This is a genomic window from Marilutibacter penaei, assembly GCF_014145395.1.
GTDB lineage: Bacteria > Pseudomonadota > Gammaproteobacteria > Xanthomonadales > Xanthomonadaceae > Marilutibacter > Marilutibacter penaei.
On sequence record NZ_JACHTE010000001.1, the window covers coordinates 168,842 to 187,484 of the forward strand.

Here is an 18,643-nt window from a genome sequence, read left to right on the forward strand (position 1 = left end):
ATGCACGCCAGCGCCTTCCTGGTCGCCTTCCTCGCCTGGATCGGAGTGCTGGTGGCGATCGGCTGGCGTGTGTCGCGCCGCCATGAAGGCGACGGCGATGACTTCCTGCTGGCCGGGCGCGGCCTCCCGCTGCTGCTGGTGCTGGGCACTACGGTCGCTACCATGGTCGGGACCGGTTCGTCGATCGGCGCGGTCGGGTTCGGCTACGCACACGGCTGGGCCGGCGCGCTTTACGGGATCGGTGGCGCGGTCGGCATCCTGCTCGCGGCCTGGTGGTTCGCACCGGTACGGGCGCTGCGCTTCATGACCATGAGCGAGGAGCTCGCGTACTACGTCGGCGCGCACCCCGCGGTGCGCAACGCCGTGGCGGTGATCATCCTGCTCGCCTGCATCGGCTGGCTGGGCGCGCACATCATCGGCGGCGGCATGTACCTGGCGTGGATCGCCGGCATCGACACGGCCAGCGCCAAGCTGCTGGTCGCAGCGGGCTTCGGACTCTTTTCGATCATCGGCGGCTACCGCGCGGTGGTGTGGACCGACACGCTGCAGGCGATGGTGCTGTTCGCCGGCTTCCTGCTGATGGCATGGCTTGCCGTGGACCGCGCCGGCGGCTGGGCGTCGGTCATGGCCGCACATGATGCCGCGGCGCTCGCACCCATCGGCCTGTTGCCGGCCGTGTCACTGGCCGTGGTCGTCGCGGTCGGCGTCCTGGCCACGCCCTCGTATCGCCAGCGCATCTATTCGGCCGACAGCGTCTCCGCCGCCCGGCGCTCGTTCGCGTGGTCGGGCGGCCTGTACCTGCTGTTCTCGCTGGTTCCGGCGGTGATCGGCATGAGCGCGTTCGCACTGGACCCGACGCTCGACAACCGCAACTTCGCCTTCCCGTTCCTGGCGATGGAAGTGCTGCCGCTGGCGGCCGGCCTGGTCGTCGTGGTCGCCGGCCTGTCGGCCACGCTGTCGAGCGCAAGCTCCGACGCGATCGCCGGCGTGACCATCCTGCTCCGCGACATCCATGCGATGGCGACCGGCCGGACGCCGGACCGGGCGCGCGTGGTGCGGCTGTCGCGGCTGGGCCTCGTGGGCGTGGTCGGCGTGGCCCTCGCGCTCGCACTGCTCTCCGACGACATCATCGGCTACATCACGGCGATGATCGCCACCCTGATGTCGGGCCTGTTCGCCTGCGGCCTGCTCGGTCGCTTCTGGCCACGTTTCACATGGCAGGGGGCGCTCGCCGCCCTGCTCGGCGGCGCCGCGGCCTCGCTGCTGGTGATCCTCACGCCCGGCGCGATGGCGACCTGGGGCAACCCGATCCTGCCCTCGCTGGCCGGTGCCTTCGGCCTAGGCCTGGCCGGCAGCCTGCTGTCGCCCCCCAACCCGGTCAGCCACGAATCCGCCCTGGCGCGCATCAATGCGGAGCGGGCGCGGATGGAGCGGGACTAGCGCCTCCGCGGCCCGGGCTCACCTTCGTCCGCGATCTCGCCGCCCCTGCCACCGTCCGGTCGCGACGAGGTATGAAGAGGTGGGCCCCCATGCCCATGTGGAACCGTACGCGGCATGGATGCCGCGTCCGAGCCCCATGGATGGGTTTACGGCGTGTTCCACATGGGCATGGAGGCCCACCTCCCTCGCAAGCAGACCTCGCACTTCGCGGGACTTCACGAAGCCGCGCTTCGGCTTCCGGCTGCCCGACCCACTAGAATGGTCGACGGATCCGCCGCCTTCGCGCGTGCCGCGCGCACGGCCGTGCCGCCCACCGGGCCGCCCCCTGACCACGAGCCAGCCATGAACACCGATCATCGCAAGCCGCTTCCAGGCACCGACCTGGACTACTTCGACGCCCGCGCCGCGGTCGACGCGCTCCAGCCCGGCGCCTGGGACCGCCTGCCCTACACGGCGCGCGTGCATGCCGAGAACATCGTCCGCCGTGCCGAACCCGGGCGGATCGACGCCTACCTCGGCCAGTTGGTCGAACGCCGCCGCGACCTCGACTTCCCCTGGTTCCCGGCCCGCGTCGTCTGCCACGATATCCTCGGCCAGACCGCGCTGGTCGACCTCGCCGGCCTGCGCGACGCCATCGCCGACATGGGCGGCGATCCTGCCCAGGTCAACCCGGTGGTGCCGACCCAGCTGATCGTCGACCATTCCCTCGCCGTGGAAGCGCCGGGCTTCGACAAGGCCGCCTTCGATACCAACCGGGCCATCGAGGACCGCCGCAACGCCGACCGCTTCGATTTCATCAACTGGACGAAGCGCGCGTTCCGCAATGTCGACGTCATCCCCCCGGGCAACGGGATCATGCACCAGATCAACCTGGAGAAAATGTCGCCGGTGATCTACGTGCAGGACGGCGTCGCATTCCCCGACACCTGCGTCGGCACCGACAGCCACACCCCGCACGTCGATGCGCTGGGCGTGATCGCGGTGGGCGTCGGCGGACTGGAAGCCGAGAACGTGATGCTCGGGCGTGCGTCCTGGATGCGCCTGCCCGAGATCATCGGCGTCGAACTGACGGGACGCCCAAGGCCGGGCATCACCGCCACCGACGTCGTGCTCGCGCTCACCGAGTTCCTGCGCCAGCAGAAGGTCGTCGGCGCCTACTTGGAGTTCCGCGGCGAAGGTGCGGCGACCCTGACCGTCGGCGACCGCGCGACGATTTCCAACATGGCGCCGGAGTACGGCGCCACCGCGGCGATGTTCTTCATCGACGACAACACCCTCGACTACCTGCGCCTGACCGGCCGCGACGACGCCCAGGTCGCGCTGGTCGAAACCTACGCGAAGCACACCGGCCTGTGGGCCGACGCCCTGGCGGGGGCCGAATACGAGCGCACGCTCGCGTTCGACCTGTCCAGCGTGGGCCGTAACATGGCCGGGCCGTCCAACCCCCACCGCCGCCTGCCGACCGATGCCCTGGCCGAACGCGGCATCGCCGACGAGGCCAAGCTCGCATCGGGCCATGGCGACGAGGCCGATGGCCGGATGCCGGATGGCGCGGTGATCATCGCCGCCATCACCAGCTGCACCAACACGTCCAACCCGCGCAACGTGATTGCCGCCGGGCTGCTGGCGCGCAACGCGAACGCGCGCGGCCTGGTCCGCAAGCCCTGGGTGAAGAGCTCGCTGGCGCCCGGCTCCAAGGCCGTCGAGCTCTACCTGGAGGATGCCGGCCTGCTGCCGGAACTCGAGCAGCTCGGCTTCGGCATCGTCGGTTTCGCCTGCACCACCTGCAACGGCATGAGCGGCGCGCTCGACCCGGTGATCCAGCAGGAGATCATCGATCGTGACCTGTACGCGGTCGCGGTGCTGTCGGGCAACCGCAATTTCGACGGCCGCATCCACCCCTACGCCAAGCAGGCCTTCCTGGCTTCGCCGCCGCTGGTCGTCGCCTATGCGATTGCCGGCACCGTGCGTTTCGACATCGAGAAGGACGTGCTGGGCCACGACGCCGATGGCCAGCCGGTGACGCTCAAGGATCTGTGGCCGAGCGACGAAGAGATCGACGCGGTCATCGGCCGCCACGTGAAGCCCGAGTTCTTCCGCCGCGTCTACGACCCCATGTTCGCGGCACGGCTCGAACGCACCGGCGACACGGACCCGTTGTACGACTGGCGCCCACAGAGCACCTACATCCGCCGTCCGCCCTACTGGGAGGGCGCGCTCGCCGGCGAGCGTACGCTGCGTGGCATGCGGCCGCTGGCGGTGCTCGGCGACAACATCACCACCGACCACCTGTCGCCGTCGAACGCGATCCTCGCGTCCAGCGCGGCCGGCGAGTACCTGGCGAAGATGGGTTTGCCGGAAGAGGACTTCAATTCCTACGCGACCCACCGTGGTGACCACCTGACCGCACAGCGCGCGACCTTCGCCAACCCGAAGCTCGTCAACGAGATGGCGGTGATCGGCGGCGAGGTGAAGCAGGGCTCGCTGGCGCGCGTGGAGCCGGACGGCACGGTGATGCGCATGTGGGAGGCGATCGAGACCTACATGGCGCGCAAGCAGCCTCTGGTGATCATCGCCGGCGCCGACTACGGCCAGGGCTCCTCGCGCGACTGGGCCGCCAAGGGCGTGCGCCTGGCCGGCGTCGAGGCGATCGTCGCCGAGGGTTTCGAACGCATCCACCGCACCAACCTGATCGGCATGGGCGTGCTGCCGCTGGAGTTCCAGCCCGGCACCACCCGCCTGACCCTGGGCATCGACGGCACCGAGACCTTCGACGTCATAGGCGAGCGTGCGCCGCGCGCCACCCTGACCCTGCGGATCCACCGCAAGGACGGCCAGACGGTCGAGGTACCGGTCACCTGCCGCCTCGATTCGGACGACGAGGTATCCGTCTACGACGCCGGCGGCGTCCTGCAGCGCTTCGCGCAGGACTTCCTCGAAGCATCGAAGGCCGCCTGACATGAACGCGCCGACCCGAATCCACCGCTCGCAGCTGCGCATACCCGCCACCTACATGCGCGGCGGCACGTCCAAGGGCGTGTTCTTCCAGCTCGATGACCTGCCCGAGGCCGCGCGCAGGCCCGGCCCGGCGCGCGATGCCCTGCTCGTGCGGGTGATCGGCTCGCCCGACCCGTATGGCAAGCACACCGACGGCATGGGTGGCGCGACCTCCAGCACCAGCAAGGTCGTGATCATCTCGAAGTCGGCCGTGCCCGGCCACGACGTCGACTACCTGTACGGCCAGGTGCCGATCGAAGGCAACTTCATCGACTGGAGCGGCAACTGCGGCAACCTGAGCTCGGCGGTCGGCCCGTTCGCGATCGCACACGGGCTGGTGGACGCCGGTCGGGTGCCGGCGGACGGCACCTGCACCGTGCGCATCTGGCAGGCGAACATCGGCAAGACCATCGTCGCCCACGTGCCGGTCACCGGCGGCGAGGTGCAGGAAACCGGCGACTTCGAGCTCGACGGCGTGACCTTCCCGGCCGCCGAGATCGCGCTGGAATTCCTCGATCCGGCCGATGAAGGCGAGGACGGCGGGGCCATGTTCCCGACCGGACACGCGGCCGAGGACCTGATCGTCGAAGGCGTCGGTACGTTCCGTGCGACCCTGATCAACGCCGGCGTGCCCGTGGTGTTCCTCGAGGCCGCTGCCCTCGGCTACGACGGCACCGAACTGCAGCCCGCCATCAACGAGGACAAGGCGATGCTGGCGAAGCTCGAAGCGATTCGCGCCGCCGGCGCCGTGCGCATGGGCCTGGTCCAGGACGCGTCCCAGGCCGCGGCCCGCCCGCTGACGCCCAAGATCGCCTTCGTCGCCCCGCCGAGGGACTACGTCTCGTCCAGCGGCAAGCCGGTGCACGCGGCCGACATCGACCTGCTCGCCCGCGCGATCTCGATGGGCAAGCTGCACCACGCGATGATGGGCACTGCCTCGGTGGCGATCGCCACTGCCGCCGCAGTGCCCGGCACGGTGGTCAACGCCGCCGCCGGCGGCGGGACGCGCGACGTCGTCCGCTTCGGCCACCCGTCCGGCACGCTGCGGGTCGGCGCCGAAGTCGGCGAGGCCGGTGGCCAGTGGGTCGCGACCAAGGCGGTCATGAGCCGCAGCGCGCGCGTACTGATGGAAGGTACGGTGCGGGTGCCGGCCGACGTGTTCGAAGGCGTGGGACAATAACGCCATGGACATCTTCAAGGCCTTCACCCTCGAAGCCGCGCACCGGCTGCCCAACGTGCCGGAGGGCCACAAGTGCGCGCGCCTGCACGGGCACTCCTTCCGGGTGGAACTGCATGTGTCGGGCGACATCGACCCGCACGCCGGCTGGGTCATGGACTTCGCCGACGTGAAGCACGCCTTCCAGCCGCTGTACGACCGGCTCGACCACCACTACCTCAACGACATCGAGGGACTCGAGAACCCGACCAGCGAGAACCTCGCGGTCTGGATCTGGAACCAGCTCAAGCCGGCCCTGCCGCTGCTCAGCGAAGTGGTCGTCCACGAGACCTGCACCTCGGGCTGCCGCTACCGCGGCTGAGGCGGCGGCCAGACATAAAAAAGCCCGACCACCATGCGGTGATCGGGCGACATCGGCAGGCCCCAGTGGGAGGGTAGATGGGGCCTGGCGGTCTTGCCAGTGAAACGCTTTCGCTTACTTGGCGGCCTTCGCAGCGGCCTTGGTGGCCTTCTCGACGTTGGCCTGCGCGGTCTTGGTGGCAGCCTCGAACTGGCCCTTGGCCAGCTCGGCGATCGCCTCGTTGGTCTTCAGGGTGCGCCCAAAGGCCTCCTGCGCGGTGGTCACGGCGCGCTCGACGTTCTCGCGGGCGACCTGGATGCCCTTCGGCAGCAGCGTCTTTGCGGCGTCGAAATCACGGGCCTCGGCGGCCTCGCCGAAGAACGCGAAGGTGGCGTTGGCACGATCCTCGACCGCGGCCAGCTGCAGGCCAAACAGGGCCTCGGCATTCTCGAGGGCCAGGCGGCCGGCCTGGGAAGCGGTGTCCGCGAACTGGCGGGTCGCGGCAGTGAACTGCTCATTGAACTGCGTGTACATGATGCGTCTCCTGCACGATTCGCCGACGGGATGCCGGTCTTTGTGCGGTGCAGCATAACCCGTCTTTTGTTGCATTGCAACAACAGAGCCATTTCAGTCCGGTGACGTTCATGGAAAAGGGACCGGGCGCGTGCCCGACCCCTTCCCTCCGTGCATCGCCGGGGGCGATCAGTGGGCGTCGCGATGCCCCCCTGGACTGGCCTCCAGGACCGGCTTCTCGTCCATCTTGTCGCCCAGCAGGCGGCGCACCACCACGTAGAAGATCGGGATGAAAAGCACGCCGAGGAAGGTGGCGAACACCATGCCGCCGATCACGCCGGTGCCGATCGCGTGGCGGGCATTCGCGCCCGCGCCCGAGGAGATCGCCAGCGGCACCACGCCGAGGATGAAGGCGAACGAGGTCATCAGGATCGGACGGAAGCGCAGCTTGCAGGCCTCGATCACCGCCTCGCGCAGGGTCATGCCTGCCTGCCGCTGCTCGATCGCGAACTCCACGATCAGGATCGCGTTCTTCGCCGCCAGCCCCATCACCGTGATCAGGCCGATCTTGAAGTAGATGTCGTTGGACAGGCCCGGCCGCAACAGGGTGAACAACACCGCGCCGAGGATGCCGAGCGGCACCACCAGCAGGACCGCCACCGGCACCGACCAGCTCTCGTACAGGGCCGCCAGGCACAGGAAAACCACCAGCACCGACAGGGCCATCAGCATGGGCGCCTGATTGCCGGAGATGATTTCCTGGTAGGACTGACCGGTCCAGTCGTAGCCGAAACCTTCGGGGAGTTCCTCGCTGACGATCGCTTCCATCGCTTCCATCGCTTCGCCCGAACTGTGCCCCGGCGCCTGCGAACCGACGATCTCGATCGCGGAGTAGCCGTTGTAGCGGTTGAGCGACGGCGATGCCATTTCCCAGCGGGTACTGACCACGTTCGACAGCGGAATCATCGCGCTGGTGGTGCCATCGTCCCCCGCGGACTCGCTGAAACGGGGGCTGGGCGTATAGAAGCTGGACAGCGACTCGGGCCCGGTGCGGTACTGCCCCTCGGCCTGCATGGTCACGCGCTTGACGCGGCCCTGGTCGGTGAAGTCGTTCACGTACACCGGTGCCAGCATCAGCTGGATGCTGGTGTAGATGTCGCTGACCGAGAGCCCCATTGCCTGGGCCTGTACCCGGTCGACGTCCAGCTTCAGCTGCGGCGCCGGTTCGAGCTCGTTCGGACGCACCGCCGTCAATGCGGGATCCTGTCCCGCCTTGCCCAGCAGCGTGTTACGCGCCTGCATCAGTGCATCGCGACCGTTGCCCGCCCGATCCTGCAGGTACATGTCGAAACCGCCGAAGGCACCCAGGCCACTGACCGTCGGCAGGTTGATCACGAACACCTGCGCGTCGCGGATCCCGTAGAGCGCCTGGTTCGCGTTCTGGATGAACTCCATCGCGGTGATGTCGCGCTCGTCCCAGGGCTTCAGGCGGATGAAGGCCAGGCCCACGTTCTCGCCCTGGCCGACGAAGCTGAAGCCGGCGACCTGCATCATGCCCTCGTAGCCCTCCTGCTGCTCCAGCGTCTCGCGCACGTCCACGAACACGTCCTGCGTACGCTGCAGCGTCGCCCCGGCCGGCAACTGCACCAGCGCGATCGCGTAGCCCTGGTCTTCCTCCGGCAGGAAGCTGCCCGGGAGGCGGGTGAACAGGAAGCCGGTGACCGCGACGATCACCACGAACACCATCATCCAGCGCGGGGCGTGCCGGATGGCACCCGTGATGTGGCCGACATAGGTGTTGGCCACCTTGCCGTACACCTTCTCGAAGCCGCGGAACACGATGTTCTTGTTGGCATGGTCGGTATGGTTGAGCATGCTCGCGCACAGCGCCGGGGTGAACCCCAGCGCGAGGAACGCGGAGAACGCCATCGCCAGCGCAATCGTCAGCGCGAACTGCTTGTAGATCTCACCGGCCGAACCGCCCTGGAAGGCCGACGGGATGAACACCGCCGCGAGCACCACCGTGATCGCCACGACCGCGCCGCTGATCTGGCCCATCGCCTTGATCGTGGCGTCCTTCGCGGACAGGCCTTCCTCGGTCATGATGCGCTCGACGTTCTCGATCACCACGATCGCGTCGTCGACCACGATGCCGATCGCCAGCACCATGCCGAACAGGCTGAGCTGGTTGATGGTGAAGCCGATCAGCTTCATGCCGATGAAGGTGCCCAGCAGGGCGATCGGGATCACCAGGGTCGGGATGATCGTGGCGCGGAAGTTCTGCAGGAACATCAGCATCACGAGGAAGACCAGGACGATCGCCTCGAACAGCGTGTGCACCACCTCCTCGATCGAGACTTCGACGAAGGTGGAGCTGTCGTACGGCGAGAACCAGGTGACACCGGAAGGAAAGCTCGCCTCCAGCTCGTCCATGCGGGCCTTGATCGCCTCGGCCACGCCCAGCGCATTCGCACCCGGCGCCAGCTGCACGGCGAACGCACCGGTCGGCGCACCGTTCCATTGGCTGTCGAAGCCCCACGACTGCGCACCCAGTTCCACGCGGGCAACGTCCGCGAGGCGGACCGTGGTGCCATCCTCGTTGGCCCGCAGGATGATCTGCTCGAACTCGCCGGGCTCGCTGAACCGGCCCTCGGCGGAGACCGTCGCGGTGAATCCCTGCCCGCGCGGAGCCGGCTCGGAACCGATCGAGCCGGCGGCGAACTGGACGTTCTGCCCGCGCACCGCGGCGATCACCTCGCTGGAGGACAGCCCGTACCCTCGCAGCTTGTCCGGGTCCAGCCAGACGTTCATCGCGTACTCGCTGCCGAACTGCTGGGTGGTGCCGACGCCGGGCACGCGTGAGATCTGGTCGATCACGCGAGAGCCGATCAGGTCGTTGAGCGCGTTCCGGTCGTAGTTCGGATTGTCGGACCGCACCGCGACGACCATCAGGAAGCCGGAGTTGGCCTTCGCCACCACGACGCCCTGCTGCACCACCTCGGAGGGCAGGCGCGGGGTCGCCAGGGACACCTTGTTCTGTACCTGCACCTGTGCGATGTCCGGGTCGGTACCGGGCTGGAACGTAACGGTGATGCTGGCGGTGCCGGTCGAGCTCGAGGACGCGCTGAAATAGTCCAGGTTGTCGATGCCGGTCAACTGTTGCTCGATGACCTGGGTGACCGCGCTTTCCACGGTCTCCGCACTGGCGCCGGGATAGCTGGCGCTCACGGTGACCTGCGGCGGCGCGATGTCGGGATAGGACTCCACGCCCATGCTGTAGATGGACAGTACGCCGCCAAGTGAAATCAGGATGGCGACGACCCAGGCGAAGACCGGGTGGTTGATGAAGAATCTGGGCATGGCGGCGCTCAGTCCTCGACGGGAGCCGGGACCGGCTCGGCCGCATCATCGGCGCTCGCACCCGCGGTCCCGGGCACATCGGCCGGGGCAGCCGCGTCGGTCGCCGCCGGTTCGCCCGACGGCTCCCCGGACCCGGCAGGTTCGGCAGGCACCGCCTTCGCCGGCTTGCCCGGCTGCACGCGCTGCAGGCCCGAGACGACCACCTGGTCCCCCGCTTCGAGGCCGGACGCGATCACCCAGTCGCTGCCCTGCGTCCGGTTTGCGACCACGTCCTTGCGAACCACGTTGCCGTCCGCGCCCACGACCATCAGGAACGGACCCTTGGCGTCGCGCTGGAGCGCGGCGTGAGGCACCAGGTAGGCATTCGCCTGCTCACCCATGATCGCCTTGAGGGTCACGTAAGTGCCCGGCAGGAGGGCGCGGTCCGGATTGGGGACGCGCGCGCGCATCGCGACCGCGCCGGTTGCCGGGTCCACCACGGTGCCGGAGTAATCCAGCATGCCGGTGTGCTCGTAACGGGTGCCATCGGGCAGGAAGACGTCGACCTCCACTTCATCTCGGTCGTGCCCGGACAGCGCCCTGCGGATCTGGTCCAGCTCGGACACGCTGAGCGAGAAGTTCACGTAGAGCGGATCGATCTGGTCGACGGTGGTGAGCAGGGTGGCCGAACCCTGCCCCACCAGCGCGCCTTCCGTGACCATCTGCTTGTTGGCGCGACCGTCGATCGGCGCCACCACGGTGGCGTAACCGAGATTGATGCTGGCATCGGCCAGCGCTGCTTCGGCCTGCTGGACCGCCGCCGCGGAACTGCGCTCGGCCGCCAGGGCATTGTCGAGGTCGGCCTGGGAAACGAACTTCTCGGGCGCCAGGCGACGCGCGCGGTCGGCATTCGCCTTCGCATTCGCATATGACGCCCGGGCGGAGGCCAGGCTCGCCTGGGCCTGTCCGAAGGCGGCCTGCATCTGGTCGGGGTCGATCTCGAACAGCACCTGTCCCGCCTTGACGTCCGAGCCCTCCTCGTACGTGCGCCGCTTGACCACGCCGGGAACCCGCGCACGCACGTCCGCACTGCGGAACGGCGCCAACCGACCGACCAGGTCTTTCTCGAGGGGAACGTTGCCCGGCTCGACGGTCACCACGCCCACCTCCGGTGGCGGTGCCTCACCCTGGGATTCCCCGTCGCCCCCGCAGGCGGCCGTGAGGGTGAGCAGCGCGACAGTCAATGCCAGCGAACGGAAGGGGTTGACCATGGGTTTGGACTCCAGAAACCAGCTTCGATCCCGACCGGGGGCCGGGCTTCTTCAAATTCGTGTACTGCGCAGTATAGTATTGCCCCGGATCTGAACGCCACCGTTCATGTCCGGCGAAAGGGACGAACCGCCAAGCGCCGCAAGGTGAGCGGCAACGGCCCAGCCTACGAAGCGTGGCGTCCACGGACCGTCATCGGCCCCCGGGGCCGCCCGCCACCCCCGCCTGATACGTGCACTTCGCGGTTCAATAAACTTATGGGGGTAGCGGCCGGGCCACGCCGGGCCGACCATTCCCGCCTTTCCACTCCTACCGGCCTCCGCGCCGCCCCGAGGTCCCCCATGCCGACCCCTGCAGGCAAGCCGTCCCCCTCTACCTCCAAGCGGATGATCCTGATGCTGATCGGCGCCCTCGTCGTATTCGGGGGCGTCTTCGCGGTCAAGGCCTTCTTCGCGGCACAGACCAACGCATTCTTCGATGACATGCCGCAGCCGGCGGTGGCGATCAGTGCCCAGGCCGCCGAAACGCGACGCTGGGACGCAGCCGGCGAGGCGGTGGGCACCTTCACTGCGGTCAACGGCACCGACGTGACCACCGAGTCCGGCGGCGTGGTGCGGTCCATCGAGTTCGACGCGGGGCAGCCGGTGAGCGCCGGCGAGGTCCTGGTACGCCTGAACACCGCGAACGAGCAGGCCACGCTGGAAGCCCTGGAGGCCACTGCCCGCCTGGCCAACACGCGCCGCGACCGCTGGGAGCAGCTGGTCCGCGAGAAGCTGGTGTCCGAGATCGAAGCGCAGCAGTACGCGACCGAGGCGTCCACCGCGCGGGCCCAGGTCGAGGCCCAGCGCGCGCTGATCGCCCAGAAAACGATCCGCGCCCCGTTCCGGGGTGTACTCGGCATCCGCAAGGTCAATCTCGGCCAGTACGTCGCACCCGGCACCGCCATCGTCAGCCTGCAGCAGCTCGACCCGATCCACCTCGACTTCACCCTGCCCGAGCAGATGACCGGCAAGGTGGCCGAGGGCACCACGGTGCGCGCGACGGTCGACGCCCAACCGGGCGAGGTGTTCGAAGGGGAGGTCACCGCGATCGAGCCGCGGGTCGACCCCAACACCCGCAACTTCGCCCTGCAGGCCACCTTCGCCAACCCCGACGGGCGCCTGCGTCCCGGCAGTTTCGCCAAGATCGACTTCGCGCTCGGCGCGGAACGCGAGGTGGTGGTGGTGCCGCAGACCGCGATCAGCTTCAACCCCTACGGCAATGCGGTGTTCGTCATCAGCCGTTCGCCGCGCCCGGAGGGCGAGACCGACATGCAGGGCAATCCCCTGACCGGCGAGAAGCTGACGGTGACCCAGCGCTTCATCCAGACCGGGGCGACCCGGGGCGACCTGATCGAAGTGACCGAAGGCCTGGCGCCGGGCGAGGAGGTCGCGACGAGCGGCCTGCTGAAACTGCGCAACGAAGCCGAGGTCACCATCAACAATTCGATCACGCCCTCCGCCGACGCCGAACCCGCGCCGGCCAACCGTTGATGGCCCACGCCTGATCGCACGGGGGCGTGCAAGCCCCCGTCCCACCCTGCCCTCGCCACGCGGCGAGGCGGAGATGCCCAGCGATGAAATTCACCGACGTCTTCATCAACAAGCCGGTCCTCGCGATCGTCCTGAACCTGTTCATCCTGCTGTTCGGCCTGCGTGCGTACAGCGAGCTGAACGTGCGCCAGTACCCGGAGCTCCGCAACGCGGTCGTGACCGTCAACACGACGTACTTCGGCGCCGACGCGGACCTGATCGAGGGCTTCATCACCACGCCGCTCGAGCGCGAGATCGCCAGTGCCGAGGGGATCGACTACATGACCTCGACCAGTTCGGCGGGGGTGAGCAGCATCTCGGCGTACATCCGCCTGGACTACGACCCGAACGAGGCGCTGACCCAGATCGCGGCCAAGGTCAACAAGATGCGCGGCCAGCTGCCGCCGGAGTCCGAGGACCCGGTCATCGACCTGCAGCAGGGCCAGCAGATCGCGGCGATGTACCTGTCCTTCGCCAGCGAGTCGCTCGACAACAACCAGATCACCGACTACCTGACGCGCGTCATCCAGCCCAAGCTGGTGACGGTGGAGGGCGTGCAGCGTGCCGACATCATGGGCTCCGGCAGCTTCGCGATGCGCGTGTGGCTGAAGCCGGACCGGATGACCGCGCTCAAGGTCACGGCCAGCGACGTGTCCAACGCGCTTCAGGCCAACAACGTGCTGGCGGCGGTGGGCTCGACCAAGGGCCAGATGGTCGCGATCGACATGACCGCGCAGACCGACCTGCGCACGCCGGAGGAGTTCCGCCGGCTGGTGATCCGCGAGGAAGGCGGCGCGATCGTCCGCCTGGGTGACATCGCCGACGTGGTGCTGGGCTCCGAAAGCTATGGCACGTCCGTGCGGATGAACGGCGAGGCCGCCACCTTCGTCGGCGTGTTCGTGTCGCCGGACGCCAACTCACTGGACGTGATCCGCGACGTACGCGAATTGTGGGATGGCGAGATCGTCCCGCAGTTGCCGGAGGGCATCAACGGCACCATTCCCTACGACAGCACCGAGTCGATCCAGGAGGCCATCGACGAGGTGGTCAGCACCATCATCGAGGCGGTGATCATCGTGATCGTGGTGATCTACCTGTTCCTGGGCTCGCTGCGCAGCGTCCTGATCCCCGCGATCACGGTCCCCTTGTCGCTGGTCGGCGCGCTGTTCCTGATGCTGCTGATGGGCTTCACCATCAACCTGCTGACCCTGCTGGCGATGGTGCTGGCGATCGGCATCGTGGTCGACGACGCGATCATCGTGCTGGAGAACATCCATCGCCACATCGAGGAAGGCATGACGCCGCATGCGGCGGCGATCAAGGGCGCGCGCGAGCTGGCCTGGCCGGTGGTCGCGATGACCACCACGCTGGTCGCGGTCTACGTGCCGATCGGCTTCCAGGGCGGACTGACCGGCGTGCTCTTCAGCGAGTTCGCCTTCACCCTCGCCGGCGCGGTGCTGCTGTCGGGCGTGATCGCGTTGACGCTCTCGCCGATGATGAGCGCGAAGATCCTCAAGCCGCATGATCCGGACCACGAGAAGGGCGGGCTGGAAGGCTGGCTGGACCGCAAGTTCGCAGCCTTGCAGGCCGGCTACCAGCGGCGCCTGCACGGAACGCTGGAAACCCGTTCAGTCGTCGCGTTGTTCGGCCTCATCGTGCTGGTCTCGTGCGTGTTCCTGTACACCAGCGCGCCGAAGGAACCGGCTCCGGTCGAAGACGAGGGCTTCATTTTCTCGATCGCCAGCGCCGATCCCTACGCGACGCTCGACTACGTGGAGCGCTACACCGAGGAGATCACCCGCATCGCCAAGGACGTGCCCGAGGTCGACGGCTACTTCCTGTTCAACGGCGGATTCGGCGGCGGCGGCGGTGCCAGCCCGTCGGCGATGGCGGGCTTCGTCCTCAAGCCCTGGAGCGAGCGCGACCGCTCCACCAACCAGGTCCTGCAGCAGTCGCTGCAGCCGCAGATCAGCCAGGTGACCGGGCTGAACGTGTTCGCCCTGGTCCCGCCCTCGCTGCCCAGCGCGGGTGGCGATGGCGGCGGCGAGTTCGTGATCGGCGGCGTCGGCGAGCTCAGCCAGCTCTCCGAGCTGGCCGACGAGATCCTCGCCAAGGCATACGAAAGCAAGCGCTTCATCTTCCTCGACAAGGACCTGAAGATCGACAAGCCGCGCATCGAAGTTGCCATCGACCGCGACAAGGCGGCCAGCCTCGGCATCGAGATGCGCACGCTTGCCGCGGACATGGCCGCCCTGCTCTCGGGCGGCTATACCAACCGCTTCGCGATGCAGAACCGCTCCTATCGCGTGATCCCGCAGGTCCAGCGCAGCGACCGCCTGAATGCCAGCGACCTCGAGCAGTACTACACGCGGACCCGCGACGGGGAGCTGATCCCGCTGTCCACGGTGGTGACGCTCAAGGAAAGCACGCAGCCGCAGTCGCTCAAGCGCTTCCAGCAGCTCAACGCGGTGGCGATCACCTTCGCGCCGCGCCCGGGCGTGAGCAAGGGGGAGGCGCTGGAGATCCTCGAACAGGCCGCCAACGAGGTACTGCCGCAGGGCTACAGCGTCGACTACGCAGGCGAGTCCAGGCAGTTCAAGCAGGAAGGATCGGCGATGCTGCTGACGCTCGGGCTCGCGCTGATCGTGATCTTCCTGGTGCTGTCGGCGCAGTTCGAGAGCTTCCGCGACGCCCTGATCATGCTGCTGACCGTCCCGATGGCGATCTGCGGGGCGCTGCTGACGCTCAACGTGTTCGCGCTGGTGTCCAACATCCTGAGCTTCTCCGGCATCGAGGCCTTCCCCGGGATGAGCATCAACATCTACACCCAGGTGGGCCTGGTGACGCTCGTCGGCGTGATTTCCAAGCACGGCATCCTGATCGTGGAGTTCGCCAACACCTTGCAGGCGGAGAAGGGCCTGTCGAAGCGGGAAGCGATCGAAGAAGCCGCCGGCATCCGCCTGCGACCGGTGCTGATGACCACCGCCGCGCTGGTGTTCGCGATGGTGCCGCTGCTGATCGCCAGCGGGCCCGGTGCGGCGTCGCGCTTCTCGATGGGCATGGTGATCGCCTCGGGCATGACGATCGGCACGATGTTCACGCTGTTCGTGCTGCCGGCGTTCTACCTGTACCTGGCACGGGACCATTCGGCCAGGCCGCCAGCGGAAGGCGCCGGGGCGCTGGCCGCACCGGACGCCTGAGGCGCCGGAACCCGGCACCGGCGGGGCGGGCGCATCGACGCGTCCGTCCCGCCGCCCAGTTGACGCCCGCCCGACCTCGGCAGGCGCGGGCGTTCACCCGCGAGCGGTGGCCGGCCCGAGCAGGGGCGATACATCCAGTCGCGTGGAAGGCAGTTCGTCCAGGTCGCGAAGCCACGCGATGCGGCCCAGGCACGGTACCGGCAGCCGTTCGCGGAGGATCCGGACATTGTCGTCGGCGCGTGCCATCGTCGGATCGATGCCGTTGGCGATCCAGCCGGCGAGGTGGAAGCCGTCCGACAGGATCGCGCGGGCCGTCAGGCGGGCATGGTTGATACAGCCAAGGCGCAAGCCGACGACCAGCACGACCGGCAGCTCGAGCGCCCGGACGAGATCCGCCTGGTCCAGCGATGCCGACAGGGGCGCCGCCCAGCCGCCGACACCTTCCACCACCACGCGGTCTGCGCTGCGGGCGAGCGTGGCGAACGCACCTGCGATGACGGCGAGGTCGAGGTGGACGCCCTCGTCGGCCGCGGCCAGCTCCGGCGCCAGGGGGGCGGTGAGGGCGTACGGATTCACGCTTGCATAGTCCGGGCGCGGATCGCTGGCCGCCTGCAGCAGGAGGGCATCCTCGTTGCGCGGTCCGAGCGGCGTGGCTTCGCAACCGCTGGCGACCGGCTTCATGCCAACCGCGGTCCCGCCCGCCCGCCTCAGCGCGTGCAGCAGCGCGGCACTGGCCACCGATTTCCCGATCCCGGTATCGGTCCCTGTCACGAACACGCTTCCCGTTTGCATGGCGGCTACAACCTGCTCCGACGCTGGTAGACTCGGCCCATGTTCGCCGCAACCCCCCTTACCGGCAACAAGCCGGACCAGTACGTGCAGCTGGCCGAGCAGGCGCGCGGCCTGCTCCATGGCGAACACGATCGCGTCGCCAACGCCGCCAACCTGGCGGCACTGGTGTACCACTCCCTGCCCGACCTCAACTGGGTGGGCTTTTATTTCTTCGATGGCAACGAGCTGGTGGTGGGGCCCTTCCAGGGCCTGCCCGCATGCGTACGGATCGCCATCGGCAGCGGGGTTTGCGGGACCGCGGCCGCAAGCGGCAAGACCCAGCGCGTCGATGATGTCGATGCGTTCCCCGGCCACATCGCGTGCGATGCGGCTTCCCGGTCCGAACTCGTGGTGCCGCTGCAGGACCCGGAAGGCCGCCTGCTCGGCGTGCTCGACATCGACAGTCCGCTGCGCGAACGTTTCGACGCCGACGACCAGGCCGGCATCGAAGCGCTGGCCCGCCTGTACGAGGGCTCGCTGACATGAGCACCGCCAAGCTGCGCAACATCGGTCCGAAGAGCGCGGCCTGGCTGAAGCAGGTCGGCCTGCACACGCGTGAGGAACTGGAAGCCGCGGGGCCGGTGGAGGCCTTCATGCGCATCAAGCGGGCCGGCTTCAAGCCGACGATGAACCTGCTCTACGCCATCGAGGGTGCGCTGTGCGACTGCCATTGGCAGGACGTACCCGATGCGCGGCGCCAGCAACTGGTCGCGGAGGCCGAGGCCGCCATCGGCCAGCTGCCACCGCCACGCTACAAGCCGGCGGCGGCGCCGGTACGCACGACCGTGCACACCGCCGACACAGTGGCGCCGCGTCCCGACGGGTACGACGAGGACGCCTGAAGCGCGACGGCGGGCATCGCCTCAGGTGCCCAGCGAATGCTCACGCCAGGCGCGCAGGTGCGCGTCGGTGCTGCCATGGCGGAGTTCGAACGCGGTGAGCCTCCTGAAGTGGTGGCTGACGTCGAGCTCGTCCGTCATCCCCATGCCGCCATGCAGCTGCACCGATTCCTGCGCGATCGCGCGGGCCGCCTGTCCGACCAGGGCCTTGGCGCCGGACAGGGCCGCGCGGCGGTCCGTGATATCGGCCTCGTCGAGGCTGCTGGTCGCCAGGTAGGTCATCGATCGCGCCTGCTCCAGTTGCACGAGCATGTCGGCCAGGCGGTGCTGGAGGGCCTGGAAGCGCCCGATCGGCACGCCGAACTGCACGCGGGAGCGCGCGTACTCGAGCGTCGCCTGCAACGCACGTTCCATGGAGCCAAGCGCGTCCGCGCAGAACGCCGCCAACCCGCGGTCGAATGCCTCGCCCAGCGCCTCCCCGGCATCGGTCGACAGGCAGGCGTCCATGCCGACCACCAGGTCGAGCGTGACGCGGCCGGCGACTGCGTCGTCGAGGGTCCGGAACGATTCGATCTCGACGCCCGTTGCCGTCCGTGGCACGGCGAACAACGCGGTGCGCCCGTCGTGGTGGGCCGCCACCAGCAGCACGTCGGCGATCGGCGCGTGGTAAACCACGGGCTTGCGGCCACGAAGGCGCCAGCCCGTGTCCTCCTGCGTCGCGGCGATCGTGCCCGGGGTCGGCAGAACTTCGTCCAAGGGCACCACCAGCTGCTCGCCGGCCAGCATCGCGGCAAGCAGTGCGTCGCGGCCCTCGCCCGCCGGGCAGCGCGCCACCGCGGTGGTGGCGACCACGGCGCTGGCGATGAAGGGCTCCAGCAGCAGGCCCGCACCCATCGCGCGCGCGACCAGCATGGTGCCGACCGGACCGGCATCGATGCCGCCATCGGCCTCGGGGACAGCCAGTGCGAGCAACCCAAGCTCGCCCAGCTCGCGCCACAGATCCGGCGACCAGCCCGCCGCGGATGCGCGGATGCGCTCGCGTGCCTCGAAGCCATAGCGACCGGCGACGAAGCGCTCGGTCATGTCCTGCAGCATCTGCTGCTCTTCGCTGAAGGAAAAGTCCATGC

General features: G+C 68.6%; 13 protein-coding genes. 8 read left to right on the forward strand and 5 right to left on the reverse strand.

Going from position 1 to position 18,643, the window contains the following annotated elements:
• The 4 genes from H4F99_RS00690 (at position 1) to queD (ending at position 5,975) form a co-directional block, all read left to right on the forward strand.
• The gene (locus H4F99_RS00690; protein WP_182667790.1) at positions 1–1,440 is read left to right on the forward strand and encodes a sodium:solute symporter family protein; all 1,440 of its coding nucleotides are present in this window, start codon (positions 1–3) and stop codon (positions 1,438–1,440) included.
• Positions 1,441–1,782: 342 nt separating this feature from the next.
• On the forward strand, positions 1,783–4,398 hold the full coding sequence (acnD, locus tag H4F99_RS00695) for a Fe/S-dependent 2-methylisocitrate dehydratase AcnD (RefSeq protein WP_182667791.1): 2,616 nt from the start codon (positions 1,783–1,785) through the stop codon (positions 4,396–4,398).
• 1 nt (position 4,399) lies between these two features.
• On the forward strand, positions 4,400–5,617 hold the full coding sequence (gene prpF / locus H4F99_RS00700; RefSeq protein WP_182667792.1) for a 2-methylaconitate cis-trans isomerase PrpF: 1,218 nt from the start codon (positions 4,400–4,402) through the stop codon (positions 5,615–5,617).
• A gap of 4 nt (positions 5,618–5,621) precedes the next feature.
• Complete coding sequence (gene queD / locus H4F99_RS00705; protein WP_182667793.1) at positions 5,622–5,975, forward strand: 6-carboxytetrahydropterin synthase QueD; 354 nt, start codon at positions 5,622–5,624, stop codon at positions 5,973–5,975.
• Positions 5,976–6,089: 114 nt separating this feature from the next.
• On the opposite strand, the gene H4F99_RS00710 is transcribed toward queD, so the two are convergent.
• The 3 genes from H4F99_RS00710 to H4F99_RS00720 form a co-directional block, all read right to left on the reverse strand.
• Positions 6,090–6,488: a phasin family protein gene (locus tag H4F99_RS00710; RefSeq protein ID WP_182667794.1), complete on the reverse strand. Its 399-nt coding sequence runs from the start codon at positions 6,486–6,488 to the stop codon at positions 6,090–6,092.
• Between the two features lie 168 nt (positions 6,489–6,656).
• The gene (locus tag H4F99_RS00715; protein ID WP_182667795.1) at positions 6,657–9,827 is read right to left on the reverse strand and encodes an efflux RND transporter permease subunit; all 3,171 of its coding nucleotides are present in this window, start codon (positions 9,825–9,827) and stop codon (positions 6,657–6,659) included.
• An 8-nt stretch (positions 9,828–9,835) separates the two neighbouring features.
• Positions 9,836–11,077 carry an efflux RND transporter periplasmic adaptor subunit gene (locus H4F99_RS00720; protein WP_182667796.1) on the reverse strand — a complete coding sequence of 414 codons (1,242 nt, stop codon included), beginning with the start codon at positions 11,075–11,077 and terminating at the stop codon, positions 9,836–9,838.
• A gap of 339 nt (positions 11,078–11,416) precedes the next feature.
• Between H4F99_RS00720 and H4F99_RS00725 the strand changes: the two genes are divergently transcribed.
• Complete coding sequence (locus H4F99_RS00725; protein ID WP_182667797.1) at positions 11,417–12,607, forward strand: efflux RND transporter periplasmic adaptor subunit; 1,191 nt, start codon at positions 11,417–11,419, stop codon at positions 12,605–12,607.
• An 83-nt stretch (positions 12,608–12,690) separates the two neighbouring features.
• Positions 12,691–15,846, forward strand: a complete 3,156-nt coding sequence (locus tag H4F99_RS00730) for an efflux RND transporter permease subunit (protein ID WP_182667798.1) — start codon at positions 12,691–12,693, stop codon at positions 15,844–15,846.
• Positions 15,847–15,939: 93 nt separating this feature from the next.
• On the opposite strand, the gene bioD is transcribed toward H4F99_RS00730, so the two are convergent.
• Entirely contained in the window at positions 15,940–16,638 is a 699-nt protein-coding gene (gene bioD / locus H4F99_RS00735; protein ID WP_182667799.1) for a dethiobiotin synthase, read from the reverse strand.
• Positions 16,639–16,677: 39 nt separating this feature from the next.
• On the opposite strand from bioD, the gene H4F99_RS00740 reads away from it, so the two are divergent.
• On the forward strand, positions 16,678–17,163 hold the full coding sequence (locus H4F99_RS00740; protein ID WP_182667800.1) for a GAF domain-containing protein: 486 nt from the start codon (positions 16,678–16,680) through the stop codon (positions 17,161–17,163).
• Positions 17,160–17,519, forward strand: a complete 360-nt coding sequence (locus H4F99_RS00745) for a TfoX/Sxy family protein (RefSeq protein ID WP_182667801.1) — start codon at positions 17,160–17,162, stop codon at positions 17,517–17,519. The genes H4F99_RS00740 and H4F99_RS00745 overlap by 4 nt, the downstream gene beginning before the upstream one ends.
• 21 nt (positions 17,520–17,540) lie before the next feature.
• Here H4F99_RS00745 and H4F99_RS00750 read toward each other — a convergent pair whose 3' ends face one another.
• Complete coding sequence (locus H4F99_RS00750; RefSeq protein WP_182667802.1) at positions 17,541–18,641, reverse strand: acyl-CoA dehydrogenase family protein; 1,101 nt, start codon at positions 18,639–18,641, stop codon at positions 17,541–17,543.
• Positions 18,642–18,643 lie beyond the last annotated feature (2 nt).